Source organism: Methylobacterium terricola (genome assembly GCF_006151805.1).
GTDB classification, from domain to species: domain Bacteria; phylum Pseudomonadota; class Alphaproteobacteria; order Rhizobiales; family Beijerinckiaceae; genus Methylobacterium; species Methylobacterium terricola.
In genome coordinates this window covers 33,493-56,324 of sequence record NZ_VDDA01000016.1, presented here as the reverse complement: position 1 = coordinate 56,324, position 22,832 = coordinate 33,493, and the positions used below count along the sequence as shown (strand labels likewise).

Annotated in this window: 24 protein-coding genes; 13 read left to right on the top strand and 11 right to left on the bottom strand. The window is 71.1% G+C overall.

Annotation, left to right across the window (positions count from 1 at the left end):
• On the top strand, window positions 1-163 hold a 163-nt coding region (locus FF100_RS25660; protein ID WP_281287325.1), incomplete at its 5' end, for a flagellin.
• A 111-nt stretch (window positions 164-274) separates the two neighbouring features.
• Here the strand turns inward: FF100_RS25660 and FF100_RS25655 are convergent.
• The 5 genes from FF100_RS25655 to FF100_RS25635 form a co-directional block, all read right to left on the bottom strand.
• Window positions 275-958: a response regulator transcription factor gene (locus tag FF100_RS25655; protein WP_139038608.1), complete on the bottom strand. Its 684-nt coding sequence runs from the start codon at window positions 956-958 to the stop codon at window positions 275-277.
• A 459-nt stretch (window positions 959-1,417) separates the two neighbouring features.
• The gene (locus FF100_RS25650; RefSeq protein WP_139038607.1) at window positions 1,418-2,125 is read right to left on the bottom strand and encodes a glutathione S-transferase; all 708 of its coding nucleotides are present in this window, start codon (window positions 2,123-2,125) and stop codon (window positions 1,418-1,420) included.
• A 31-nt stretch (window positions 2,126-2,156) separates the two neighbouring features.
• Complete coding sequence (locus FF100_RS25645; protein ID WP_139038606.1) at window positions 2,157-2,882, bottom strand: YidB family protein; 726 nt, start codon at window positions 2,880-2,882, stop codon at window positions 2,157-2,159.
• Window positions 2,883-2,956: 74 nt separating this feature from the next.
• Window positions 2,957-3,256, bottom strand: a complete 300-nt coding sequence (locus FF100_RS25640) for a hypothetical protein (protein ID WP_139038605.1) — start codon at window positions 3,254-3,256, stop codon at window positions 2,957-2,959.
• 587 nt (window positions 3,257-3,843) lie between these two features.
• Complete coding sequence (locus tag FF100_RS25635; protein WP_139038604.1) at window positions 3,844-4,125, bottom strand: hypothetical protein; 282 nt, start codon at window positions 4,123-4,125, stop codon at window positions 3,844-3,846.
• 309 nt (window positions 4,126-4,434) lie between these two features.
• On the opposite strand from FF100_RS25635, the gene FF100_RS25630 reads away from it, so the two are divergent.
• The 4 genes from FF100_RS25630 to FF100_RS25615 all read left to right on the top strand — a co-directional run bounded on the left by FF100_RS25630 (window position 4,435) and on the right by FF100_RS25615 (window position 7,514).
• Window positions 4,435-4,830 (top strand): VOC family protein, encoded by a 396-nt coding sequence (locus FF100_RS25630; protein WP_139038603.1) that lies wholly within the window; start codon window positions 4,435-4,437, stop codon window positions 4,828-4,830.
• A 94-nt stretch (window positions 4,831-4,924) separates the two neighbouring features.
• On the top strand, window positions 4,925-5,473 hold the full coding sequence (locus FF100_RS25625) for a twin-arginine translocation signal domain-containing protein (RefSeq protein WP_139038602.1): 549 nt from the start codon (window positions 4,925-4,927) through the stop codon (window positions 5,471-5,473).
• A 101-nt stretch (window positions 5,474-5,574) separates the two neighbouring features.
• Window positions 5,575-7,143, top strand: coding sequence for a GMC family oxidoreductase (locus FF100_RS25620; RefSeq protein WP_139038601.1), 1,569 nt, complete (start codon window positions 5,575-5,577; stop codon window positions 7,141-7,143).
• Window positions 7,143-7,514, top strand: a complete 372-nt coding sequence (locus tag FF100_RS25615) for a hypothetical protein (protein ID WP_139038600.1) — start codon at window positions 7,143-7,145, stop codon at window positions 7,512-7,514. Before FF100_RS25620 ends, FF100_RS25615 begins: the two co-directional genes overlap by 1 nt.
• 309 nt (window positions 7,515-7,823) lie before the next feature.
• On the opposite strand, the gene FF100_RS25610 is transcribed toward FF100_RS25615, so the two are convergent.
• Window positions 7,824-8,159 (bottom strand): hypothetical protein, encoded by a 336-nt coding sequence (locus FF100_RS25610; protein ID WP_246102358.1) that lies wholly within the window; start codon window positions 8,157-8,159, stop codon window positions 7,824-7,826.
• On the bottom strand, window positions 8,156-8,290 hold the full coding sequence (locus FF100_RS38415; protein WP_281287321.1) for a hypothetical protein: 135 nt from the start codon (window positions 8,288-8,290) through the stop codon (window positions 8,156-8,158). Before FF100_RS38415 ends, FF100_RS25610 begins: the two co-directional genes overlap by 4 nt.
• A 246-nt stretch (window positions 8,291-8,536) precedes the next feature.
• On the opposite strand from FF100_RS38415, the gene FF100_RS25605 reads away from it, so the two are divergent.
• Window positions 8,537-8,806 carry a DUF3297 family protein gene (locus FF100_RS25605; protein ID WP_139038599.1) on the top strand — a complete coding sequence of 90 codons (270 nt, stop codon included), beginning with the start codon at window positions 8,537-8,539 and terminating at the stop codon, window positions 8,804-8,806.
• Here the strand turns inward: FF100_RS25605 and FF100_RS25600 are convergent.
• Window positions 8,793-9,284 carry a VOC family protein gene (locus FF100_RS25600; protein ID WP_139038598.1) on the bottom strand — a complete coding sequence of 164 codons (492 nt, stop codon included), beginning with the start codon at window positions 9,282-9,284 and terminating at the stop codon, window positions 8,793-8,795. The genes FF100_RS25605 and FF100_RS25600 overlap by 14 nt on opposite strands.
• Window positions 9,285-9,411: 127 nt before the next feature.
• Between FF100_RS25600 and FF100_RS25595 the strand changes: the two genes are divergently transcribed.
• The 5 genes from FF100_RS25595 (at window position 9,412) to lexA (ending at window position 15,566) form a co-directional block, all read left to right on the top strand.
• Complete coding sequence (locus FF100_RS25595) at window positions 9,412-10,380, top strand: LysR family transcriptional regulator (protein WP_139038597.1); 969 nt, start codon at window positions 9,412-9,414, stop codon at window positions 10,378-10,380.
• Window positions 10,377-11,429, top strand: a complete 1,053-nt coding sequence (locus FF100_RS25590) for a PAS domain-containing protein (RefSeq protein ID WP_139038596.1) — start codon at window positions 10,377-10,379, stop codon at window positions 11,427-11,429. Before FF100_RS25595 ends, FF100_RS25590 begins: the two co-directional genes overlap by 4 nt.
• A gap of 44 nt (window positions 11,430-11,473) precedes the next feature.
• Complete coding sequence (gene uvrB / locus FF100_RS25585) at window positions 11,474-14,251, top strand: excinuclease ABC subunit UvrB (RefSeq protein ID WP_139038595.1); 2,778 nt, start codon at window positions 11,474-11,476, stop codon at window positions 14,249-14,251.
• Window positions 14,252-14,329: 78 nt separating this feature from the next.
• Window positions 14,330-14,608 carry a hypothetical protein gene (locus tag FF100_RS25580; protein ID WP_139038594.1) on the top strand — a complete coding sequence of 93 codons (279 nt, stop codon included), beginning with the start codon at window positions 14,330-14,332 and terminating at the stop codon, window positions 14,606-14,608.
• A gap of 214 nt (window positions 14,609-14,822) precedes the next feature.
• A complete protein-coding gene (gene lexA, locus FF100_RS25575) occupies window positions 14,823-15,566 on the top strand; it encodes a transcriptional repressor LexA (protein ID WP_139038593.1) in 744 nt (247 codons plus the stop codon).
• A gap of 70 nt (window positions 15,567-15,636) precedes the next feature.
• Here the strand turns inward: lexA and FF100_RS25570 are convergent, their stop codons facing one another.
• From FF100_RS25570 to FF100_RS25560, 3 genes are read right to left on the bottom strand one after another with little or no spacing between them, the layout of a single operon-like run.
• A complete protein-coding gene (locus FF100_RS25570) occupies window positions 15,637-16,992 on the bottom strand; it encodes an NCS2 family permease (protein ID WP_139038592.1) in 1,356 nt (451 codons plus the stop codon).
• Complete coding sequence (locus FF100_RS25565; RefSeq protein WP_139038591.1) at window positions 16,983-19,724, bottom strand: molybdopterin-dependent oxidoreductase; 2,742 nt, start codon at window positions 19,722-19,724, stop codon at window positions 16,983-16,985. The genes FF100_RS25570 and FF100_RS25565 overlap by 10 nt, the downstream gene beginning before the upstream one ends.
• Window positions 19,721-20,545, bottom strand: coding sequence for an FAD binding domain-containing protein (locus tag FF100_RS25560; RefSeq protein ID WP_139038590.1), 825 nt, complete (start codon window positions 20,543-20,545; stop codon window positions 19,721-19,723). The genes FF100_RS25565 and FF100_RS25560 overlap by 4 nt, the downstream gene beginning before the upstream one ends.
• 419 nt (window positions 20,546-20,964) lie before the next feature.
• On the opposite strand from FF100_RS25560, the gene FF100_RS25555 reads away from it, so the two are divergent.
• Window positions 20,965-21,723: a hypothetical protein gene (locus tag FF100_RS25555; RefSeq protein WP_139038589.1), complete on the top strand. Its 759-nt coding sequence runs from the start codon at window positions 20,965-20,967 to the stop codon at window positions 21,721-21,723.
• Between the two features lie 29 nt (window positions 21,724-21,752).
• On the top strand, window positions 21,753-22,805 hold the full coding sequence (locus tag FF100_RS25550) for a DMT family transporter (protein WP_205825010.1): 1,053 nt from the start codon (window positions 21,753-21,755) through the stop codon (window positions 22,803-22,805).
• Window positions 22,806-22,832: the final 27 nt, after the last annotated feature.

Genomic DNA, 22,832 nt, shown 5'->3' with positions numbered 1-22,832 from the left:
GCTGATGAAGGTGAACGACCGGACGATCGGCACGCTGGTGGACGCCGACATCGAGGAGGAGTCGACGAAGCTGAAGGCGCTGCAGACGCAGCAGCAGCTGGCCGTGCAGGCCCTGTCGATCGCCAACTCGGCGAGCGAGAGCGTCCTCTCGCTCTTCCGGTAAGCGGGGAGGGCGGTCCGGCAGGGCCGTCCGGTCACGCTCGAACGAGGAAGGGCCACGCTCGATCCGAGCGTGGCCCTTCTTCACGTCCCGTGATCCCGGCGGCCTCACGGATCAGCCGACGAAGGTGTAGCCGGCGAGGCGCTTGGCCTCGATCGGGTCGTAGCCGAGGCGCTGGCGCAGCTTCTTGCGCAGCTTGCTGATGTGGCCCTCGACCACGCTCTCGTCGACCGCGCTGTCGAGGTCGCCGTAGACCGCCTTGAAGATCTGGCCCTTGGTCACCGGCCGGCCGCGGTTGCGGGCGAGGTAGTCCAGGATGTCGCGCTCGCGTCGCGGCAGCAGCAGGCTCTGGCCGTCGATCTCGGGGTCGCGCCCGTCGGTGTGGACGGTCAGGCGGCCGCTGCGGTCCGGCGTGCTCGCGGGCTTGACCTCGCTGCGGTTGGTCCGGCGGCGGATCGCCCCGGCCCGGGCGATGATCTCGCGCACGTGGACCGGCTTGCGGACCACGTCGTCGATGCCGGCGGTGAACAGCGCGAGGGTCTGCTCCAGGGAGCGGGTCTCGTTGAGCGCGATGATCGGCGCGCCCGACAGGCTGCGCAGCAGGCCGGTGAAGGCCGTGCGGTCGGCGCAATCGCCGATCACGAAACCCTGGACCGCCGCGAGGTCCTGAGCCGGGGTGGCGTCGATCCAGGTCTGGATCTCCCGCACGTCCAGCCCCTTGGCCGCCACACCTTCCGAGCCGAAGCCCTCAACATAGTGCGCGGCCACGCTTTCCCGCTCGTCGACGACGATGTACACGCCAGCCCCCAAGATTCTTGACGAGTTTTTCTGGCCTCGTGCCTGTCATGGCAAAAGGTTTGATTGGATTTTTGTTTTTAGAGAGGTTCCGGACGGTCGCAGTGGACTTGCGATGATGTCCGGCCCGCTTCGGGATGCGTGATTCCGTAAGCGATTTGTTAACGCGACTTTCGCGTCCGAATGGTTAATTTTTTATTAACGCCTGATCCACGGTGTTCAATTCCGGACACAGGTTGTGGCAGTCGAGCCACGATGTCATGGACGAACCCAGCTGAATCAATGAGTTAGATGGATCGGTGGCGCACAATGAATCTGTGGCTATGAGGTAACCGGGGGGGATCCCGTCGAGCTGTCCCGACAGGGATGCGCTTATTAGTTGCATGAAAAAAGAAAATACAATTCTCGATTTCGCCCGGCGCCATCGGAGGGGACGCTCGATTCGCGTCGCCGGAGCATGCGCTATCCATCAAGCTCGGGATAGCGCCGGAAGATCCCATCCTCGTTGAACGGGACGCGCCGGTCGCTCGCCAGATAGGCGGCGATGCGGGGTCGGGCGGCGACGAGGCGGTGCAACGCGACGACCTTCGGGGTGTCGGCCAGCACCCGCTCGGTCGCCCGCGGGAAGGCATAGGCCAGGCCCTCGACGAGCTGGAACAGCGACAGGTCGGCGGTGCTGAGACGGTGGCCGACGAGGTGGCGCGGGCCCTCCGGATTGGCTGCCAGCACCCGCTCGAGCCAGAGGAGGAATTTCGGCAGGCGATGCGTGCGGAAATCCTCGGCGCGGCGGGCGGCCTCGGTCCACTGCTCCTCGTAGTAGAGGCGCGAGGCGATCGGATGGTGGGTGTCGTGGGCCTCGGCCACCGCGTCGGCGAGGGTGAGCTGGATCTGGTGGGTCCAGATCCGGTCGGCCTCGCTCTCGCCGACGAGGCCGAGGCGCGGCCCGAGATAGAGCAGGATCGCGGCGGTCTGGCCGATCACCAAATCGCCGTCGCGCAGATAGGGCGGGGCGAAGGGCGGACGGGGCGGCCCGTCGAGGCCGGCGAGCATCCCGTCGATGCCGTCCTCGCGGGCGACGTCGACATACGCGGCCCCGGCCTCCTCGAGGGCGAGGCGGACGAACTCGCCCCGCCCCTGGATCATCGGCCAGTAATGAAGCTCGTAGGCCATCGCCTCGCCCTCGTCCCGGTTCCCGGAGGACTCACCAGCCGCGCATCTCGTCGTGGTTCGGGCGCCGCCCCTGCGGGGTGAGCCCGTCGATCACGCCGGGCAGCACCTGGGCGAGCTGCGCCAGCAGGTCGTCGCGACCCATGCCCGTCTGGCGGCTCAGGGTGTCGATGGTGTCGGGGCCGAGGGCCTGGGCGAGCTGCTGCGGCTGGATCGACCGGTTGTGGCCCGGGCCGATCCAGGATTCGATCAGCTCGCCGAGCCCGCCCTGGCGGAAGCGGTCGATGAGGTGGTCGAGGCCGCCGCCTGCATCGTCCGGCTGCTCGCGGTCGAGGCGGGAATAGGGCCCGGCGCCCTGGTCGAACGGGTTCTGGATCCCGCCGCCGGCGGGGGAGGGGGGCATGGTGCCGCCGCCAGGGCCGTCGAGCATGCCGGCGAGGTCGGAATAGGGATTGTCGGGATCCTCGCCGCGGCGCGAGCGGGGGGCCTCGTCGCGCGGATCGGGCATGCCGTAGCCGTGCGGATCCGGCGCGTCGCCGTCATCCGGGCCGCCCTGCGGCACCGGCCGGCGGCCGCCCCCGAAGATGTCGCCGAAGCCGCCATTCATCGCCTTGGCGGCGAGCAGCATCAGCAACGCCTTGACCAGGGGCGACATCGCCCCGGAGCCGCCGTCGCGGCCTCCCTCGTATCCGCCTCCGTGCCGGCCGCCCCCGAGGACGTTGCCGAGCACGGAACCGATGACCTGATCGAGCAGACCCATGGGGGCACCTCCCGTCGCGCGTGACCCGGTGTTAACCGCGTTCGCCCGCCGCGGTTGCCTCCAGCCGGGTGCCGTCACCGACGGTCGCCGGCCCCATCGCCGCCGCCGGTGGCGCGGCGGTCCTTGGCATCGAGCTGGTCGAGGGGGTTGGTGCGCGCACGCGCATTGCCGTTCAGGCCGGTCTCGCCGGGCATCACCTTGGTCTCGGGCTTGATCGCCTGGGGCGGGGCGATGCCGGGCGTTGTCCCGCGTGCCTCGTCCGGGACGTCGGCCTGGGTCGGCTGGTCGCGGCGGTCCGAGATTGCGAGAGCGGGGGCGGCCCCGGCGGCGAGCAGGATCAGGGCGGCGGGAACGAGGCGGACGAGCGGGGCCATGGTGGTCTCCGGCGAGTGGGTCTCCGGAGCAAAGCGGCGGACGCGCCGCGGTTCCTGGCCGCCGACCGACGGGTCGCCGTCCCGCTGACGTGTCGTTCGGACGAGTCCGTCCCGAGGTCGGATCACCCACCCGGGACGGTGGAGCCGACGGCGGCGCTCGCGTGAGCGAAGCCATCGATCGGATGTCGCATGACGCGGCTTGGCATGACGCGGCTTGGCATGACGTGACAACGGCCGCCCCGGGGCGGCCCTGCACGGGATCGTCGGAAGGGGCCGGTCCGGATGGACCGACCCCTCGGGGACTTATACCCTCGTGCCTTGGCATCGACATGTCGATGCCAAGGCGTCCGGCGTAGCAGCGCCGGCGCCCGTTCGGGCTTGCCTTGCGCCGTCGAACGGATCCGTTCGACGGCGCGGCGGCGTTACATGTTCATCAGGACGTTGGCGGTGCCGACGATCGTCATCGCCAGGCCGCCGGCCAGCACGCCGATCATGCCGTAGGACACGGCGCGAAGAAGCTTCATCTCACTCATCGGTCAAATCTCTCGGGTTGCGTCGCTGTGTATCGCGAGGACGTCCGGTATTGATCAGCAGCGATAGCCGCCGGCGGTCTGGCCGTACTGCTTCACCGGGAAGTTCTGCTGCTTGGCGTTGCCCTCGGCGGCCGAACTCATCGGGCAGGCGCCGTAGAACGGCACGCTGGTGTTGGCCGAAGGGGCCCTCGACGGCGTGCCGAGCGAGCCGGTGGTCTCGACGTCCCGGCCACCGAACGGAGCGGCGGGAGAGTGCATGCTGAATGCCATGGCGGACGAGATCGGAGCGGCGCCAAGGACAATCGCGGTGACGACGGCGGCGATACGGGTCTTCATCTGGTATTCAGGCTCCTTTGCGCGGTGCGGGCCGATGTGCGGCCTGCCCTTGTTGCGACAATTGTAATATAGGGGTCTGAGAACCGCCGTGATGTGTCCCTGCGCACGCGGCGGCGCGGAACAAAGACCAGCGCGAAGCCGTGTGCCGGCCGGCGGTTTCGCTGCGTGAGGCGCGCCCGCCCGGCCCGCCGGCCGCGGGGGCGGCGTCACATCCCGCTACCACCCGGAGCGCGTGCCTGGAGCTAGTCTAAGGACCGAGGGGCGGCCGCGCGGCGCGGCGCCCGCGATGCAACGAGGTTCCCGCTGCCGATGGCCAAGCCCGTCCACTCGATGATCCGCGTCCTCGACGAGGAGCGCTCCCGCGCCTACTACGCCCGCGCCTTCGGCCTGGAACTCGCCGAGCGCATCGGCTTCGACGGTTTCGCGCTCATCTACCTGCGTCACCCCTCGTCGCCGTTCGAGCTGGAGCTGACGGTCAACTTCGACCGCACCGAGCCCTACGAACTCGGCAACGGCTACGGCCACCTCGCCGTGGTGGTGGACGACGTCGATGCCGAGCATGCCCGCTTCACGCAAGAAGGCCTGCCGGCGACCGCGGTCAAGGACTTCCAGCACGAGGGCAAGACGCTCGCCCGCTTCTTCTTCGCCACCGATCCCGACGGCTACAAGATCGAGGTGATCCAGAAGGGCGGCCGCTTCGCCTGACACCGTCACGGGCGGGCCGGGAAGCGCGCGAAGACGCGCCCCGCGCCGGCCGGCACGACCGATCCAACAAGAACGTCATCAGAGGAGACACCCGATGAGAGAAGTCGATCCGCGCACGCGGTTCAGCCGCCGCGGCTTCCTGCAGAAAGCCGCCGTCGCCGCCCCTGCCGCCGCGCTCGTCACCGGTGCCGGGCTGCAGGTCTCGGAGGCCTGGGCCGAGAACGGCGCGGCGCTCGCGCCGGCCGAACTGAAGACCCTGGTGAAGATGGCGCGGGACATCTACCCGCACGATTTCCTCGGCGACGTCTACTACATCACGGCGATCAAGCCCTGGGACGGCAAGGCCGCCGCCGATCCGGCGGTGAAGGCGCTGCTGACCTCCGGCTTGCGCCGCCTCGACGAGGATGCGCAGGCCCGCCACAAGCTCACCTATGCGCAGATCGGCTGGGAGGTCGACCGCGTCGCGGTGCTGGAAGGCATCAGCCACACCGACTTCTTCAAGAAGATCCGCTCCGACCTCGTCGTCTCGCTCTACAACCAGCCGGAGCTGTGGCCGAAATTCGGTTACGAGGGCCCGTCGGCCGACAAGGGCGGCTACATCAATCGCGGCTTCAACGACATCGACTGGCTGCCGAAGGTCTGACCGGCCGCGCAAAGCCCGTTCTACCGACTGTCGACGCAAGAACAATCAACGAACAACCGCGCCGGCCCGGCCGCGACCGGCCGCGCGGACCGGAGGAAACCATGGCCACATTCGACCTGAACGACGACGGCCTCGTCGTCATCGTCGGCTCGGGCGCCGGCGGCGGCACGCTCGGCACCGAGCTGGCCCTCAAGGGCATCCGCACCGTCATCCTCGAGGCCGGCGCCCGCCACAACATGGAGGATTTCGTCAACGACGAGTGGGCGAGCTTCGCCCAGCTCGCCTGGACCGACATGCGCACCACCTCGGGCTCGTGGCGGGTGGCGCGGGACTTCCCCAACCTGCCGGCCTGGATCGTCAAGGCGGTGGGCGGCTCGACGGTGCACTGGGCCGGCGCGTCCTTGCGCTTCGAGGAGCACGAGTTCCGCATCCGCGACCATTACGGCGCGATCCCCGGCGCCAACCTCCTCGACTGGCCGATCACCCGGGCCGAGCTCGACCCCTGGTACACGAAGGCCGAGGACCGGATGGGGGTGACCCGCACCAACGGCATCCCGGGCCTGCCGGGCAACAACAACTTCAAGGTGCTGGAGGCCGGCGCGCGCCGCGTCGGCTACAAGGAGGTCCATACCGGCCGCATGGCGATCAACAGCCAGGAGCGGCACGACCGCGGCGCCTGCCAGCAGATCGGCTTCTGCTTCCAGGGCTGCAAGTCCGGCGCGAAGTGGTCGACGCTGATCGCCGAGATTCCCCGCGGCGAGGAGACCGGCAACCTGGAGGTCCGCCCGAACTGCATGGCGCTCCGCATCGAGCACGACGCCGCGGGCAAGGTGACGGGCGTGGTCTACGCCGACGCCGACGGCAAGCTGCAGCGGCAGAAGGCCCGCATCGTCGCGGTGGCCGGCAACTCGATCGAGAGCCCGCGGCTCCTCCTCAACAGCGCCTCCAACCTGTTCCCGGACGGGCTGGCCAATTCCTCGGGGCAAGTGGGGCGCAACTACCTCCGCCACATGACCGGCAGCGTCTACGGCGTGTTCGAGAAATCGGTGCACATGTACCGCGGCACCACCATGGCCGGCATCATCCGCGACGAGGCCCACCACGACCCGCGGCGGGGCTTTGCCGGCGGCTACGAGATGGAGACGGTCTCGCTCGGCGTGCCGTTCATGGCGGCCTTCCTCAATCCCGGCGCCTGGGGCCGCTCCTTCACCAGCGCGATGGAGCAGTATCCGCGGATGGCCGGGATGTGGCTCGTCGGCGAGGATCTGCCGCAGGAGACGAACCGCATCACCCTCGATCCGGCGGTCAAGGACAAGCACGGGATGCCGGTGGCGAGCGTGCATTTCGACGACCATCCCAACGACATCGCCATGCGCAACCATGCCTACAAGCAGGGCGCGGCGGTCTACGAGGCGGTCGGCGCCACCGTCACCTATCCGGTCACGCCCTATCCGAGCACCCACAACATGGGCACCAACCGGATGAGCGCGAAGCCGCGGGACGGCGTGCTGAACAAGTTCGGCCAGACCCACGACATCAAGAACCTGTTCGTCTCCGACGGCAGCCAGTTCACCTCCGGGGCGGCGTGCAACCCGACCCTGACCATCGTGGCGCTGGCGCTCCGCCAGGCCGACCACATCGCCGGCGCGATGCAGCGGCGGGACATCTGATGCGCGTCCTCGCCCTGCCCCTGCTCGTGTCCCTCGCCGCGGGCGCCCTCATCGACGGCGCCTCCGCCCAAGGCTCGCCGACGCCGGCCGCGCCGTCGCTCCAGCCCGGCGGGGCCGCCGCCTATCCCGGCAGCCCCGGCGGCCAGCCCGCCGCCGAGCGGAACGGCCGCTCCGTCGCCACCGACCACGCCGCCTGCCCGGGCCCCGGCCCGTGCCCGGCGGCGCCCGGCCCTTCGGGCGCGGTGGATACGAGCCGCACCGCGGCGCCGAGCAGCTCGGTCGGCCAGGCCGGCCCGGTGCCGAGCACCGCCTATCCGGACGCGCCGGGCGGCATGCCGTCGAACCGGCCGGACGGTGCGGCGCCGCGGTAAGAGGCCGTCGCCGAGCCGGCGACCGGCTCGGCGACGAGAACCAAACCTCCCCCCGTCAGCCACGCCCCTGTCCCGGACGACCGAAACGGAGTGGAAGGAGATCCGGGATCCGCAGAAGCCGTGCCGCGAAGCCGCTCCGGATCGTGCAACGTCGCAAACGGGCCGACGCTTCGTGACGTGTTAGGCTGGATCCCGGATGTCGTTCCGCTGTCGCGCGAGTCGTGCGGGAAGGGGGGGAGAGGCGGCTCCCCGCCCTCGCAGCCCTGCCATCCGCCACCGCGCCATCAATGGCTCGGCCGATCGCCCCCCTCACGCCCGCCCCTGCACCGGCAGGTCGGCGAGCGCCGGCCGGTGTCGCTCGATGAGCGCCGCCGCCAGCATCGCCTCGAGCCGGATCAGGTCCTCGTCGGGCTCGGGGGTCCAGCCGCAGCCGCAGCGCGGCGACGGGCCGTGCAGGGAGGCGATCTGGCGGTAGAGCGTGCCGACCGTGCGGGCGGCGGCTTCGAGCGCCGCCATCGGCGGCAGCGGGCCACGCTCCAGGGCGTCCCAGAAGGCCAGGGTCAGGGCCTGCTCCAGGGCGGCCTGGCCGCGCGCCTCGGCTTCCGCCCGCAGGCGCTCGCGTGGGTGCAGGGATGGCGTCGTCATCGCGCGCCCTCCGCCTCGCTGAAGAGGACGACCAGCCGTTCCCAGGACAGGCCGATCGGGGGCCATCCTTCCCGGATCAGGCCGGCACAGCCGTGAATCAGGATCAGCGCTCGCGCCATCGCGGCCTCCATCTCGGATCGTGCCGGGGATCGGCCCGCCCTCCATGCCGCACGCTGCCTGCATCCGCAAGATCATCTTGAAATATTGGAGGATTTCTATTTTGGATACCCGCCGATATATTGTGTTCTGAATTATGAAAGTTCCAAACAGCGGCCGGGTCCGGGACGGTCGGGGCGAGGCGGATTGGCAGCGGCGCCGCGAGCGGCTACCTGGGGCGCCGATCAAGACCCCGATCAGTATCCTGGGAGCTTTGCCCGATGACCGACACCCCGCCCGACCGCCTCAGCACCGACCCGCGCAGCCCCTTCCACGATGCCGCCCTGCTGGAACGCGGCGTCGGCGTGCGCTTCAAGGGCGTCGAGAAGACCAATGTCGAGGAGTATTGCGTCAGCGAGGGCTGGGTGCGGCTCGCTGCCGGCAATGCCAAGGATCGGTTCGGCAACCCGATGACCGTGAAGCTGAAGGGCCCGGTCGAGCCGTATTTCCGTGCTCCGGAGACCGCGCCCGAGGCCCCTACGGCCGAGTAGCAGCCGCTCGCAGGGCCGCGAGATCGAGCCGGCGAGTCACCATCTTCAGGCCGCCGGCCTCGTCCCGCGGCCACTCGCCCTCCGGCCGGTCCCAGTACAGTTCGACGCCGTTGCGGTCCGGGTCGTCGAGGTACAAAGCCTCGCTGACGCCGTGGTCGCTCGCCCCGCTGAGCGCGATGCCGGCGCCGTCGAGGCGTGCCAGCGCATCGGCGAGCGCCGCCCGGGTCGGGTAGAGGATCGCCACGTGGTAGAGTCCGGTATGGCCGGGCGGGGGCGGGGTGCCGCCCGCGCTGTCCCAGGTGTTGAGCCCGATATGGTGGTGATAGCCGCCGGCCGACACGAACGCAGCCTGGCTGCCGTAGCGTTGCGTGAGCGCGAATCCGAGCACGCCGCAATAGAAGTTGAGCGCCCGGTCGAGGTCAGCCACCCGCAGGTGGACGTGCCCGATGCGGGTCTGCGGATCAATCGGTGTGGTCATGGTTAATGCCCTCTGAAAACGCGTCTGCGTAGTCCTACTATACCCTGCGCAGATTGCACCCTGTGGCAATTTCCGGAAATCATGCATCGAGTATTATCACTTCACACCCAGAGAGTGAGATCGAACCGTGCCCGACCGTCTGACCGGAATGCAGATCTTCGTGCGCGTCGCCTCCACCGGCAGCCTTTCGGCGGCCGCGCGGGCGCTCGGCCTGTCGCAGAGCGGCGTCACGAAGCACGTCGCCGCCCTCGAGGACCGGCTCGGGGTCCGGCTCCTGCACCGCACCACCCGCCGCCTGACCCTGACCGAGGCCGGCCGGCGCTACCACGAGGCGTGCGAGCGCATCCTCGCCGAGATCGACGAGGCCGAGGCGGCGGCCGGGGCCGAGGCGGAGGAGCCCCGCGGCACCCTGCGGCTCAACGTGCCGGTCTCGTTCGGGGTGCTGCAGGTCGCTCCGATGCTGGCGGACTTCGCCCGGGCCCATGCGACGCTCGCCGTCGAGCTCGGCCTGAACGACCGGCCGGTCGACCTGATCGAGGAGGGCTGGGACCTGGCGATCAGGATCGGCCACCTGCGGGATTCGAGCCTGGTCGCCAGGGCGCTGGCCCCGTGCCGGATGCGGGTCTGCGCCGCGCCGTCCTACCTTGCGGCGAGGGGGTGGCCGCGCCGCCCGCAGGACCTCGCCGACCATAACTGCCTCGGCTACACGCTCGCCAGCGACGACGGCTGGCGCTTCGAGGGCGGCACGGTGACGGTGGCGGGGTCGCTGCGGGCCTCGAACGGCGATGCCCTGGTGGCCGCCGCCGCCGCCGGGCTCGGGATGATCTACCAGCCGACCTTCCTGGTCGCCGACGCCCTGCGGCGGGGCAGCCTGGTGGCGCTCGATCTCGGGACGATCCCGTCGCTGCCGATCCACGCCATGATGCCGTCGCGCCGCAGCCCGCCGGCCAAGGTCCGGGCCCTGGTCGAGTTCGTGGCGGGCCGCTTCGCCGACCCGCCCTGGGACCGTGACCTGCCGCCGTCCCTCGGGCCCGACGACGCGCTGCCCGTGCCGGTGCCGGCCCATCCACGCGCGGAGTCCGGGAGGCTGTCGTGAACCGGCACACGCCCTCGTCCCCCGGGCCCGCCTTCGACGAAGCCTTCACGGACCGCGATTTCCTGCGTCTCGTCGAGGCTTACGGCCTGACCGGCAGCTGGACCTGGACCCTCGCTACCGACGAGCAGGCGTGGTCCCCGGGCCTCTACCGGCTGCTGGGCGTCGCGCCCGGCGCCGTGCGGCCGGATTACGGCCTGTTCCTGACCCTGGTCCATCCCGAGGACCGGCCGCTCATCGAGGCCAATGCCCGGGTGATGCGGGACGGGATCTTCAACGACCACACCGTCCGGGTGATCCGGCCGGACGGCTCGTTGCGGGTGCTGGCCTGCCGGGGGACGGCTTACGTCACCCCGGAGGGCCGGCCGCGGGCGGTGGCCGGGGTGGTGCTGGACGTGACCGATGCCGAGCGCCTGGCCCTCCTGCATCGGGAGGAGCAGCGGCGCCGGCGGGTTCTGTTCGAGCACGCCCAGGCCTGGACGCATGCCTCGCCCTGCGGCACGACGCTCCGCGTCGCGTCGCGCGAGCTCCTGAGCCTCACCGGCCTGTCGCAGCAGGAGTTCCACGCCGACTGGAGCCGGGTCCTGGTGCCGGAGGAGCGCGCGAGCGTCCAAGACCGGATGACGGTGCTGCTCCCTGCCGGGCAGGCCTTCGTGATCGAGCAGCACCTGACCCTCACCGGCGGCGGGAAGGGCCTGTTCCGCGGGGTGTTCGCCCCGGTGCGCGGCGCCGACGGGCGGATCGAGACCTGGGCCAGCCTGAATTCCCGCGTCGACGGGATCCGGCCGGTGGCGTCCGGATTGGCCCGGCGCGGCCTGGAGCAGGCGGTGCAGGGCGCGCATATCCGGGCCGCCCGCGGCCTGCTCGACTGGTCGATGGCCGAGCTCGCCGCCGCCAGCGGCCTCTCCCTCTCGACCATCCGGCGCCTGGAGGAGGGGGGCGAGGGGCAATCGGTCCGCTCACGCCACGCCGCGATCGCCGCGCTGCAGCAGGCCGGCATCGCCTTCGCCTTCGTCCACGGCAGCACCCTCGCGGTCGCCAGGGTGCGCTGACGAGGGCCCTTTCCGGCCTCGTCACGGCTTGCCATATCTGGGCCATGCCAGCCCCGAAGAAGCCCCGCCTGTCGACCGGCAAGGCCTCGAAGCCCGAGCTGAAGCCGCTCGACCCGTTCCTCGCCGAGCTGCTGAACCCGGCGCTGAACCGCGACCGCCTGCCCGTCGTCGCGCCGCCGCCCCCGCCGCCCGAGCCGCCGAAGCGCGGTCGCCCGCGCAAGGAGGCGGCGAAGGACGCGGCCGAGGCCGGGCCCGTCGGCGCACCCGTCCGCAAGACCCGGCGCGCCCCGGCCGCCGCTCCGGACGGCTTCGGCGAGGCGCCGCAGGCCACCTTCGCGCACGGCACCGCTGCCGATGTCGACCCGGCGCTCGCCCGGGACTTAGGCCTGCGCGAGCCGGACGGCGAGATGGTGGAGGAGCGCGGCTCCCTGGCGAGCGAGGGCGTCTCGGCCACGGTCGACGCGCTGACGAAGCTCCTCACCGAGGGCAACCCGCTGTTCAAGAACGGCGAGCTGTGGCGCCCGCACCGCCCCGAGCGGCCGCAGAAATCGGAGGGCGGCGTCCCGTTCCGGCTGAATTCGGAGTTCACCCCGGCCGGCGACCAGCCGCGCGCGATCGCCGAGCTGGTCGCCGGCGTGCAGGGCCAGGAGCGCGACCAGGTGCTTCTCGGGGTGACGGGCTCCGGCAAGACCTTCACGATGGCCAAGGTCATCGAGGAGACCCAGCGTCCGGCCCTGATCCTCGCCCCCAACAAGACCCTGGCGGCGCAGCTCTACGGCGAGTTCAAGAGCTTCTTCCCTGACAACGCGGTGGAATATTTCGTCTCGTACTACGATTATTATCAGCCCGAGGCCTACGTCGCCCGGTCCGACACCTTCATCGAGAAGGAGTCGTCGATCAACGAGCAGATCGACCGGATGCGCCACTCCGCCACGCGGGCCTTGCTGGAGCGCGACGACGTCATCATCGTCGCCTCGGTGTCGTGCATCTACGGCATCGGCTCGGTCGAGACCTACACGGCGATGTCGTTCACCGTCAGCCTCGGCGAGAAGATCGAGCAGCGCCAGCTCGTCGCGGATCTCGTGGCGCTGCAATACAAGCGCATCCAGTCCGATTTCGCCCGCGGCACCTTCCGGGTCCGCGGCGACGTGATCGAGCTGTGGCCGGCCCACTTGGAGGATCGCGGCTGGCGCATCGGCCTGTTCGGCGACGAGATCGAGTCGATCTCGGAGTTCGATCCGCTCACCGGCAAGACCCTCAACACGCTCAAGTTCGTCAAGGTCTACGCCAACAGCCACTACGTGACGCCGCGCCCGACCCTCCAGCAGGCGGTCAAGGGCATCAAGGACGAGCTGAAGTGGCGGGTCGACGAGCTGACCCGGATGGGCCGGCTGATCGAGGCCCAGCGCCTGGAGCAGCGCTGCACCTTCGACCTCGAGATGATCGAGGCGACGGGGGCCTGCAACGGCATCGAGAACTATTCGCGCTACCTCACCGGCCGCAAGCCCGGCGAGCCGCCGCCGACCCTGTTCGAGTACCTGCCCGACAACGCCCTGGTCTTCACCGACGAGAGCCACGTCACGGTCTCGCAGATCGGCGGCATGTACCGGGGCGACTTCCGCCGCAAGGCGACGCTCGCCGAGTACGGCTTCCGGCTGCCCTCCTGCCTCGACAACCGCCCGCTGCGGTTCGAGGAATGGGACGCGATGCGCCCGCAATCGATCCACGTCTCGGCGACGCCGGCGAAGTGGGAGCTGGAGCAGACCGGCGGCGTCTTCGCCGAGCAGGTCATCCGCCCGACCGGCCTCGTCGATCCCGTCATCGAGGTGCGCCCGGCCCGCGCCCAGGTCGACGACCTGCTCGGCGAGGTCAAGGAGGTGGCGGCCGCCGGCTACCGCACGCTGGTGACCACCCTCACCAAGCGCATGGCCGAGGACCTGACCGAGTACCTGCACGAGAACGGCGTGCGGGTGCGCTACATGCATTCCGACATCGACACGCTGGAGCGCATCGAGATCATCCGCGATCTGCGGCTCGGCGCCTTCGACGTCCTGATCGGCATCAACCTCCTGCGCGAGGGCCTCGACATCCCGGAATGCGCCCTGGTCGGCATCCTCGACGCCGACAAGGAAGGGTTCCTGCGCTCCGAGACCTCGCTGATCCAGACCATCGGCCGCGCCGCCCGCAACGCCGAGGCGCGCTGCATCCTCTACGCCGACCAGATCACCGGCTCGATGGAGCGGGCGATGGCGGAGACCGAGCGCCGGCGCAAGAAGCAGCTCGCCTACAACGAGGAGCACGGCATCACGCCCCAGAGCGTGAAGCGCAACATCTCCGACATCCTGGAGAGCGTCTACGAGCGCGACCACGTCCAGGTCGATACCGGGCTCGCCAAGTCCGCCGTCACGGTCGGCCACAACCTCAAGGCGGTGATGGCCGATCTCGAGAAGCGGATGCGGGCAGCCGCCGCCGATCTCGACTTCGAGGAGGCGGCACGCCTGCGCGACGAGCTCAAGCGGCTGCAAGCCACCGAGCTCGCCATCGCCGACGACCCGATGGCCGAGCAGGCCGAGGTCGAGCGCGAGGCCGGCCGCTTCGGCGCCAAGCGCAAGCGCCGCGGACCCGAGCCCTTGGGTTACGGGCCGGGCGGCAAGGGCGTCTCGGACGAGGGCACCCGCATCCGCGAGCCCGACCTCGACGACATGGGCCCTGGCACGGACCGCGAGGTGCCGTTCTCCTACGCCGAGCGCCCGACCGGCCGCTCGACGCAAGGGTTCCCGGGCCAGCGGCCGAAATACAAGGGCCGCAAGGGGCGGGGGTGAGCGCCGGCCCGGCCCGGCTTCGGCGGAGCCGTTGCCGCCGCCCGCGCGGACGGCCCGGCAGCGAGAGGAGAGCGTCGGATGAGGGCGATCCTGGCGGCCGGCATCGTGGTGGCGTTCCTGCTGCCCGCACAGGCTTCGGCGCAGGCGGCGCAGACGACCGTCGGCCCCGGCGGCCTGCGGCTGCCGAAGGTCATCGCCGGCCAGCCCCCGGTGCCGCCCGCCGGCAGCGACGGCGCGGTCGCGGCCCCGGTCGAGATCGAGTCCCTGGCGGATTCCTTCGACCGTCCGCCCTCCGCCGCCGCGGAACCGCCGCCGAACCCGCTCTTCACCGACCGGCCCGCACCGGCCCGCCGGTAGCGGCCCGGCACCCGGGCGATCGTAGTGTGCCGGACATGACCGGCCAGTCTGCCCCGTCGATCCGGCCCGAATCGGCCGCGATCTCTCGCTCTCGCGCCGGTTCTGCTGCGTTCCCGCGCCGCACTTCCATACCCGCTTGCGGAACACTTGCGGAACGCTTACCATGTTCGCGATTTGTTTCCGGAGCGCGGCAGCGCGGGGATGAGAGTGTCACATGCTCACGCGTAAGCAGTTGGACCTGCTCCGCTTCATTCAGCAGAGAATGCGCGAGACGGGCGTGCCCCCGTCCTTCGACGAGATGAAGGACGCCCTCGATCTCAAATCGAAATCGGGCATCCACCGCCTGATCACGGCGCTCGAGGAGCGTGGCTTCCTGCGCCGCCTGCCGAACCGGGCCCGGGCGATCGAGGTGATCCGCCTGCCCGACGCGGTGACCGGGCCGGCGGCGGCACCGGCCGCGACCGGCGCCGAGGTGGTGCGGTTCAACCCCAGCGTGGTCGAGGGCGGGCGCGCCCACGAGCCGAAGCGGCCCGCCGGCATCCCGGCCATGGCCACGGCACCGGACGAGAACGGCCAGTCGATCAGCATTCCGGTGATGGGCCGGATCGCCGCCGGTACGCCGATCTCGGCGATCCAGAGCCAGAGCCGCTCGGTGGCGATGTCGCCGGACTTCCTCGCCAGCGGCGAGCATTACGCCCTGGAGGTGCGCGGCGACTCGATGATCGAGGCCGGCATCCTCGACGGCGACCTCGTGGTGATCCGCCGCCAGGAGACCGCCAATACCGGCGACATCATCGTGGCGCTGATCGACGACGAGGAGGCCACCCTGAAGCGCCTGCGCCGCCGCGGCTCGTCGATCGCGCTCGAGGCCGCCAACCCGGCCTACGAGACCCGGGTGCTCGGGCCGGACCGGGTGCGGATCCAGGGCCGGCTGGTGAGCCTGGTCCGGAAGTACTGAGCTGGATTTCAGCAAAGCGCTGGAACCCTCCCCCCCGCTGCGGGGGGGGAGGGTTCGGGTGTTGCGCCCGTCAATGCGCGCTGCCCGTCGCCACGAACTTGAACAGGAACACCGCCGCGATCACCCACACCACCGGCTTGACCTCCTGGAACCGCCCGGTGAGCAGCTTGATCACCGCGTAGGTGATGAAGCCGAAGGCGACGCCGTTGGCGATCGAGTAGGTGAAGGGCATCAGCAGCGCCGTCACGCAAGCCGGCAGCACCTCGGTCAGGTCGTCCCAATCGAGATCGACCAGCTCGTGCAGCATCAGGCAGGCGACGTAGAACAGCGCCGGCGCCGTCGCATAGGCCGGGACCGAGCCGGCGAGCGGCGCGAAGAACAGGCAGGCCAGGAACAAGACCGCCACCGTCGCGGCGGTGAGCCCGGTGCGGCCTCCCTCCTCGACGCCGGACGCGCTCTCGAGATAGGCCGTGGTGCTCGAGGTGCCGAGCAGCGAGCCGACGAAGATCGACGAGGAATCCGCCATCAGCGCCTTGTCGAGCCGCTCCATCTTGCCCTCGGTCAGCAGCCCCGCCCGGTTGGCGACGCCCATCAGCGTGCCGGTGGCGTCGAACAATTCGACCAGGAAGAACACCAGGATCACGTTGAGCAGGCCGCCCGCCAGCGCGCCCTTGATGTCGAGGGCGAACAGCGTCGGGGCGATCGAGGGCGGCAGCGAGGCGACACCCTGGAAGGTGTTGTCGGCGACGATGAAGCTGAGGGCCGTGACGGTCAGGATGCCGGCGAGCAGCGCGCCCCGGACCTTGCGCACCGAGAGCACCGCGACGATCAGGAAGCCCAGCGCCGCCAGCACCGTGCTCGGCTTGTGCAGGTCGCCGAGCGTCACGAAGGTCGCCGGGCTCGCCGCCACCACGCCGGCGCTCTTCAACGCGATGATCGCCAGGAACAGCCCGATGCCGACCGTGATGGCGATGCGCATCGATCGCGGGATGCCGTCGACGATGATCCGGCGTAAGCCCGTCAGCGTCACCACCATGAAGCACAGGCCGGAGATGAACACCGCGCCGAGCGCCGCCTGCCAGGTGTAGCCCATCTGGAGCACCACCACGTAGGCGAAGTAGGCGTTGAGCCCCATGCCCGGCGCGAGGGCGATCGGGTAGTTGGCGTAGAACGCCATCACCAGCGAGCCGATCGCCGCGACGAGGCAGGTCGCGACGAACACCGCCCCCTTCGGCATCCCGGCATCGCCCAGGATGTTGGGATTGACGAAGACGATGTAGGCCATCGTCAGGAAGGTGGTCAGCCCAGCGAGCAGCTCCGTCCGCACGGTGGTGCCGTGGGCCGAGAGCGCGAAGGTGCGCTCCAGGAAACCGCCTTTCGACGGAGCATCTTGCCGGGTCAGGCCGTCGTCGCGCTTCAGGTCCATCGCTCCTCCTCGCCGCTGCTGATGGCGTCTCTGGTCTGCCGGTAGATCCGGTCGGGCGAAAACGGCGTCGCGGTCAGCCGCGCGCCGGTCGCGTCCCGGATGGCATTGCCCAGGGCCGGCGCCACTGGGTTGAACGGGCTCTCGCTCATCGACTTGGCGCCGAGCGGCCCGACGGCGTCCCGGGTGTCGGCGAAGATCACCTCGGTGCGGGGCACGTCGGCGATGGCCGGGATGTGGTAGGTGCGGAAGGACGGGGTCACGACCCGACCCTCGCCGTCGATCCGAAGATCCTCGTAGAGCGCGGCGCCGAGCGCCTGGGCGACGCCGCCCTCGATCTGGCCGCGGCACTGGACCGGGTTCATCACCCGCCCGGCATCGGCGGCGTGGACGCTGCGCAGGATCCGGACCTCGCCGGTCTCCGGCCGCACCGCGACCTGGAAGCCCTGGACGTTGAACGCCACCGAGCGCGGGCTGCCGTCGGCGCGGCCGGTCGCCTCGATCGGGGCGAGATTGGCAAGCGGCACCCGGCGGTCGCCCGCCGTCACCGCCTCGCCGTCGAGCCGGCAGGCCTGCGGCGCGACGCCGAGGCGGGCGGCGGCGCGCTCCTTCAGCATCGTCGCCAGGGCGTCCGCGGCCCGCAGGGTCGCCTGGCCTGCCACCACGATGCCGGTGCTGCCATAGGCGCCGGTATCGTGCGGCACCGCATCGGTGTCGCCCTGGCGCAGGGCGATCCGGTCCGGGCTTGTGCCCAGGATCTCCGCGGCGATCTGGCGGTGCACGGTCGAGGTGCCGTTGCCGAACTCGACCGTGCCGACGCGCAAGCCGTAGCGGCCATCCGGCGTGAGCGCGATCCGGGCCTCGGCGAAATGGCCGCGGGGCGGGATGGTGTCGATCATCGACAGAGCCATGCCGGATCCCGTGCGCCAGCCCGGCAGGGCCGGGGGAGGGGGCACGGACAGCGCGGCCGCGACCGCGTCGAGGCACTGGTCGAGGCCGTAGCTGCCGTACTGGACGTCGTGCGGTTCCAGGCTCGTCGACACCATCGGGTCGCCGGGGCGTACGACGTTGCGCCGCCGCAGCTCGAACGGATCGAGGTCGAGGGCGCGGGCGAGGTCGTCCATGGCGGATTCGACCGCGAAGATGGTCTGGCTCAACCCGTAGCCGCGGAAGGCGCCGGCCGGCAGGGTGTGGGTATGGACGGCGTAGCCGTCGACCCGCTTGGCGGGGCAGCGATAGACCGCGATCACCTCGTTGCAGCCGTGATGCAGCACGCCGCCGGCATGGTTGCCGTAGGCGCCGGTATTCGACAGCACGTCGAGGGCGATCGCCGTCAGGGTGCCGTCGGCCCGGGCTCCCAGCCGCACCCGCACCCGCATCGGGTGGCGGGTGGTGGTGGCGGTGAACTGCTCGGTGCGGGTCAGCTCCCAGCGCACCGGCCGGCCGGTGGCCAGCACCGCGAGCGCCACCAGATCCTCGGTCAGCATCTCCTGCTTGCCGCCGAAGCCGCCGCCGACCCGGCCGCACTCCACCCGCACCTGCTCGCGCGGGAGGTCGAACAGGGTGCAGAGGGCGTCGCGGGTCAGGAACGGCACCTGGGTGCTGGAGCGGATGACGAGCCGCCCGTCCGGATCGCGCCAGCCCACGGCCGCGTGGGTCTCGAGATGCGCGTGCTGGATCCGCTGCGAGCGGTAGGTGCCCTCGACCACGACGTCGGCGGCGGCGAGGCCCGCCGCCACGTCGCCGATCGCCCCATGCGCCTCGGCGGCGAGGTTGGGGTGGGGGTGCAGCGGCGGTGCGTCCTCGCCGGTCGGCCGCGCGCCGTGGACGAGCGGGGCGTCCGGGTCGAGGGCAAGCTCGGGATCGAGGCAGGCCGGCCGCACCTCGTACTCCACGACGAGCGCCCGGCAGCCGGCCTCCGCCGCCGCCTCGCTCTCGGCGACCACCGCGGCGACGCGCTGGCCGACGAAGCGCAGGACCGGATCGAGCACCCGCGTGTCGGCGGCGTCGTCGGCCGGGTTCTCGTGCCGGCCGGTGGAGAACAGCCGGTCGGGCGCGTCCGCAGGGGTCAGCACCCGCACCACGCCCGGCACCGCGAGGGCGGCCGCGGCATCGATGGACCGCACGACGGCGTGGGCGTGGGGCGAGCGCAGCACCTTCAGGTGCAGGGCGCCGGCCACCGCGAGGTCGAGGGTGTAGCGCGCCCGGCCGCTGACGATCGCGGCGCTGGCCGGGGCCGGCGGGCTGTGGGTGCAGGACGGACCGGGATCCCCCGCGATCGCGTCGGCGATGCCCGCGATCGCGTCGGCGATCGCCCGGTAGCCGGTGCAGCGGCAGAGGTTGCCCTTGAGCGAGGCCGGCAGGTCGCGGGCCTGGCCCTGGTCGAGGGCGGCGGCCGTCATCGCCATGCCGGGGGTGCAGAAGCCGCACTGGAAGCCCTGCGCCGCCACGAAGGCCGCCTGAACCGGGTGCAGCCGCTCCGGCACGCCGTCCCCCGGCGCGCAGGGGCCGGCCAGGCCCTCGACGGTGGTGACGCTCCGCCCCGCCGCCCGGAAGGCCGGCACCAGGCAGGAATGCAGCGGCTCGCCGTCGAGATGGACCGTGCAGGCGCCGCAATCGCCGGCGTCGCAGCCCTTCTTGACCCCGAACCAGCCGAGCTCGCGCAGGAGCGTGCGCAGGCACTGGCCCGGGCGGGGCGCGGCCTCGTGCGCGTGGCCGTTGACGGTGAGCTTCATGCGCCGCCTCCCGCGATCTCGGCCCGGGCCTCCTCGGCCAGCAGCCCGGTGACGTGGCGGCGCCAGTCCGGCGCGCCGTGGATGTCGTCGTACCAGAGCCCGTCCGGGATCGCGGCGGCGAGCGCCGCCGCCAGCGCCCCGGCCTCCGGCACGCCCGCGAGGTCGATCCGCACCGGGCGGCGGGTCGCGGCGGTCACCGTGACGGCGAAGGCGCCCGAGGGATCGAGCGTCGCGATCACCAGGGCGCCGGAGCGGCCGTTGGGGCTCAAGGAGAGGCGCCGGAACGCGGTGCGCCGCCGCAGAGCCGCCGCCGGCAGGTCGATCCGGCGCAGGATCTCGCCGGGCGCGAGCGCCGTCTCCTGCGGCCCCCGAACCAGGTCGCGGACGGGGAGGGAGCGCTCGCCGCCGTCGGGCGTCCAGATCAGGCCGGTCCCGTCGAGGGCGACCGCGAGGGCGGTCATCGGCCCGGCCGGCAGCGCCAGGCATACATTGCCGCCGACCGTCGCGGCGTTCCACACCTTGAACGAGCCGAGCAGCGCCCGGCAGCATTGCCCGACCAGCGGCGAGGCCGCGAAGGCCGCCGACAGGTCGAGCCGGTCGAGGGCCGCGATGGTGCAGGTCGCGGCGATCCGCAGGCCCTCCGTCGTCACCGCGAGCGGCTCCCAGCCGAGGGAGGGCAGGTCGATCAGCCGGCCGATCCCCGCCTGCGGCTCGGAGAACAGCCACGTCCCGCCGGCGAGCCAGGCGTCGCCCGGGCGCCAGGCCGGCAGGGCGGCCCTGGAGCAGGGCGTCGCCACCTCGGTGATGCTGCTGAGATCCATGAGCCTCCCTGCGACCCGCCTGCGCCCCCGGATGGAGCCAGGTTACGCCAAGGCAAGATCGCGTCCAACGCGGCCGCGGAGCGGGACCCCACCGCGACGCTGCAAGGCGGTCGGCAATGATGCGCCGGCGAAGCGCTTTCCTGCGATCCCGTTAACTATTTATTCGCAATTTGATTGACTTTAGCCAGTTGTTAACCCACTTATCGCGCATTCCGGACGATGAACAGGTCGCCGTCATGCCTACTCTAGAAAAGTCTACTATCGGATATACAATCGCGATCGAGACAGGGACGGAAGACATGCAGGTGGCCTCTCCCAGCGGAACCGACCTTCCCGCAACCGGAAAGCGAGAGATCAACTTGCAGTCGACTCGGAAAAAAGTCCTTAAGGGAAAGCCGGCCGCGAAGATCAACTCTGAGTTGATAATCAAGTCTTTTAATACCTGGGCGTTCAAGCGCGAGCAGCCTGGCAACGCCGAGCGGCTGGTGCCGATGGTCGAGGCGGCTTTGCAGGACGGGCGGCCGCTCGAATTCGTGCTCTACTGGGGCAAGGGCCCGCGCTCCGGGATCGCTGCGCCCGACCTCGCCTGCCTCGATTATCTCGGCCAGCTCGCCGAGCGGGTGCGCCAGGCCTACGCGCCGGGGGCGCTGATCCGGCTGATCTGCACCGACACCCACGCGTCGCTGAACGGGCATCCGGCCGAGGCAGTGAATGCCTATTTCGGCGCCATCGACGCCGCGGCCCAGGCCCGCGGCTTCACCACCACCCGGCTCAGCGACGTCGTCGCCTTCGGCCGCGAGGTGGGCGCCGACACGGCCGAGGAGGAGCCCTCGGGGGAGATCCTGGCCAGCCTGGTCGCCTGCGCGGCCAAGTGGTACCGCGGCGAGGGCTCCACCGAGCAGGGCGCCCTCGACTATCACCGCATGAACATGATCGAGAAGCGCGCCGTGGCGGCGGCCTTCCCGGGCGCGGTGTTCGTCACCTTCAACGGCAGCGAGTTCCGCGACCTGTTCCCGGCCACCATGCCGATCTTCTACATGTATTCCCTGCGCCGCGGCGTCGGGGTGAAGCCCTGGTTCATGGATGCCGACTTCGCGAGCGCCCGGCTCGAGGAGGCGGCCGGCGACGAGGCCGGGCGCGAGGGCGTCACGGCGGTCGACGCCCTGCCGGTCGCCTGACCGCGACGCCCCGCCGGAGACCGCCCCCGATGACGAGCACCGCTCGCCCGCTTGATGCCGGCCGGCCGCCGGCGGAGGCCGCCCGCCCCGCCGACAACATTCCCCGCGGCATCGCGCTGATGATCGGCGCGACCGTGCTGCTGACGCTGTCGAACGCGTTCTCAAAGCACCTCGTCGCGCATTACCCGGTCGGCGAGGTGATGTTCCTGCGCTCGTCGATCGCCTTCGGGCTGGTCTGCGCGTTCATGCTGCCGGCCACCGGCCTGTCGGTGTTCCGCACCAGGAAGCCGGGGGCCCACGTCGCCCGCGGCCTGTCGCAGGCGATCTCGCAGACATTGACGGTGCTGGCGCTCGGGCTGATGCCGCTCGCCGGGGTCACGGCGATCGGCTTCTCGGCGCCGCTCTTCGCCGCCGTGGTGGCGATCCTCTGGCACAAGGAGGCGTCGGACCCGGTGCGCTGGGGCGTATTGGTGGTGGGCTTCCTCGGCGTGCTCGTCGTCACCAATCCGGGGGCCGATTCGCTGCAGGTCGGGGCCCTGTTCGCCCTCGGCAACGCCGTGATGTACGGCACCGTCACGGTGGCGGTGCGGGGCATGGCCAAGACCGAGAAGGCCGGCACCCTGCTGATCTGGCAGATGGCCGTGATGGCGGCCGCGCATTCCCTGCTGCTGGTCTTCGGCTTCCGCTGGCCGAGCGGCACCGACGCCGCCCTGTTCGGGCTGCTCGGCGCCTCGAATGTCGGCGCGCAATATCTCTGGACCCGGGCGCTCGCCTCGGCCCCGGCCACCGCGGTGTCGCCGTTCTACTACCTGATGCTGGTCTGGGGCATGGCCCTCGGCTACCTCGCCTTCGGCGAGGTCCCCAACCTCCACCTCGTCGTCGGCGGCGTCATCGTGGTCGCGGCGGGCGCCCTGCTGCTCTGGCACGAGACCTGGACGCGCCGGGCCGGGGCAGGCCGGACCGCGGCACCCCGGATCCGGGCGCGCCGGCCCGAGGCCGGGCCCCCGCGACTGGCCCGCCCGGCCGCCATGCGCCTGCACCGGCCCGAGGCCCTCATCCTGTCCAGGGATTACGCGGCCTGATCGTCCCCGACGGGGCACGACCCCGTC

Coding starts and splice junctions, on each gene's coding strand:
- FF100_RS25650 (WP_139038607.1), bottom strand. CDS start 2,125: ATGGCCTACGAGCTTCATTACTGGCCGATGATCCAGGGGCGGGGCGAG.
- FF100_RS25645 (WP_139038606.1), bottom strand. CDS start 2,882: ATGGGTCTGCTCGATCAGGTCATCGGTTCCGTGCTCGGCAACGTCCTC.
- FF100_RS25640 (WP_139038605.1), bottom strand. CDS start 3,256: ATGGCCCCGCTCGTCCGCCTCGTTCCCGCCGCCCTGATCCTGCTCGCC.
- FF100_RS25635 (WP_139038604.1), bottom strand. CDS start 4,125: ATGAAGACCCGTATCGCCGCCGTCGTCACCGCGATTGTCCTTGGCGCC.
- FF100_RS25630 (WP_139038603.1), top strand. CDS start 4,435: ATGGCCAAGCCCGTCCACTCGATGATCCGCGTCCTCGACGAGGAGCGC.
- FF100_RS25625 (WP_139038602.1), top strand. CDS start 4,925: ATGAGAGAAGTCGATCCGCGCACGCGGTTCAGCCGCCGCGGCTTCCTG.
- FF100_RS25620 (WP_139038601.1), top strand. CDS start 5,575: ATGGCCACATTCGACCTGAACGACGACGGCCTCGTCGTCATCGTCGGC.
- FF100_RS25615 (WP_139038600.1), top strand. CDS start 7,143: ATGCGCGTCCTCGCCCTGCCCCTGCTCGTGTCCCTCGCCGCGGGCGCC.
- FF100_RS25610 (WP_246102358.1), bottom strand. CDS start 8,159: ATGACGACGCCATCCCTGCACCCACGCGAGCGCCTGCGGGCGGAAGCC.
- FF100_RS38415 (WP_281287321.1), bottom strand. CDS start 8,290: ATGGAGGCCGCGATGGCGCGAGCGCTGATCCTGATTCACGGCTGTGCC.
- FF100_RS25605 (WP_139038599.1), top strand. CDS start 8,537: ATGACCGACACCCCGCCCGACCGCCTCAGCACCGACCCGCGCAGCCCC.
- FF100_RS25600 (WP_139038598.1), bottom strand. CDS start 9,284: ATGACCACACCGATTGATCCGCAGACCCGCATCGGGCACGTCCACCTG.
- uvrB (WP_139038595.1), top strand. CDS start 11,474: ATGCCAGCCCCGAAGAAGCCCCGCCTGTCGACCGGCAAGGCCTCGAAG.
- FF100_RS25580 (WP_139038594.1), top strand. CDS start 14,330: ATGAGGGCGATCCTGGCGGCCGGCATCGTGGTGGCGTTCCTGCTGCCC.
- lexA (WP_139038593.1), top strand. CDS start 14,823: ATGCTCACGCGTAAGCAGTTGGACCTGCTCCGCTTCATTCAGCAGAGA.
- FF100_RS25570 (WP_139038592.1), bottom strand. CDS start 16,992: ATGGACCTGAAGCGCGACGACGGCCTGACCCGGCAAGATGCTCCGTCG.
- FF100_RS25565 (WP_139038591.1), bottom strand. CDS start 19,724: ATGAAGCTCACCGTCAACGGCCACGCGCACGAGGCCGCGCCCCGCCCG.
- FF100_RS25560 (WP_139038590.1), bottom strand. CDS start 20,545: ATGGATCTCAGCAGCATCACCGAGGTGGCGACGCCCTGCTCCAGGGCC.
- FF100_RS25550 (WP_205825010.1), top strand. CDS start 21,753: ATGACGAGCACCGCTCGCCCGCTTGATGCCGGCCGGCCGCCGGCGGAG.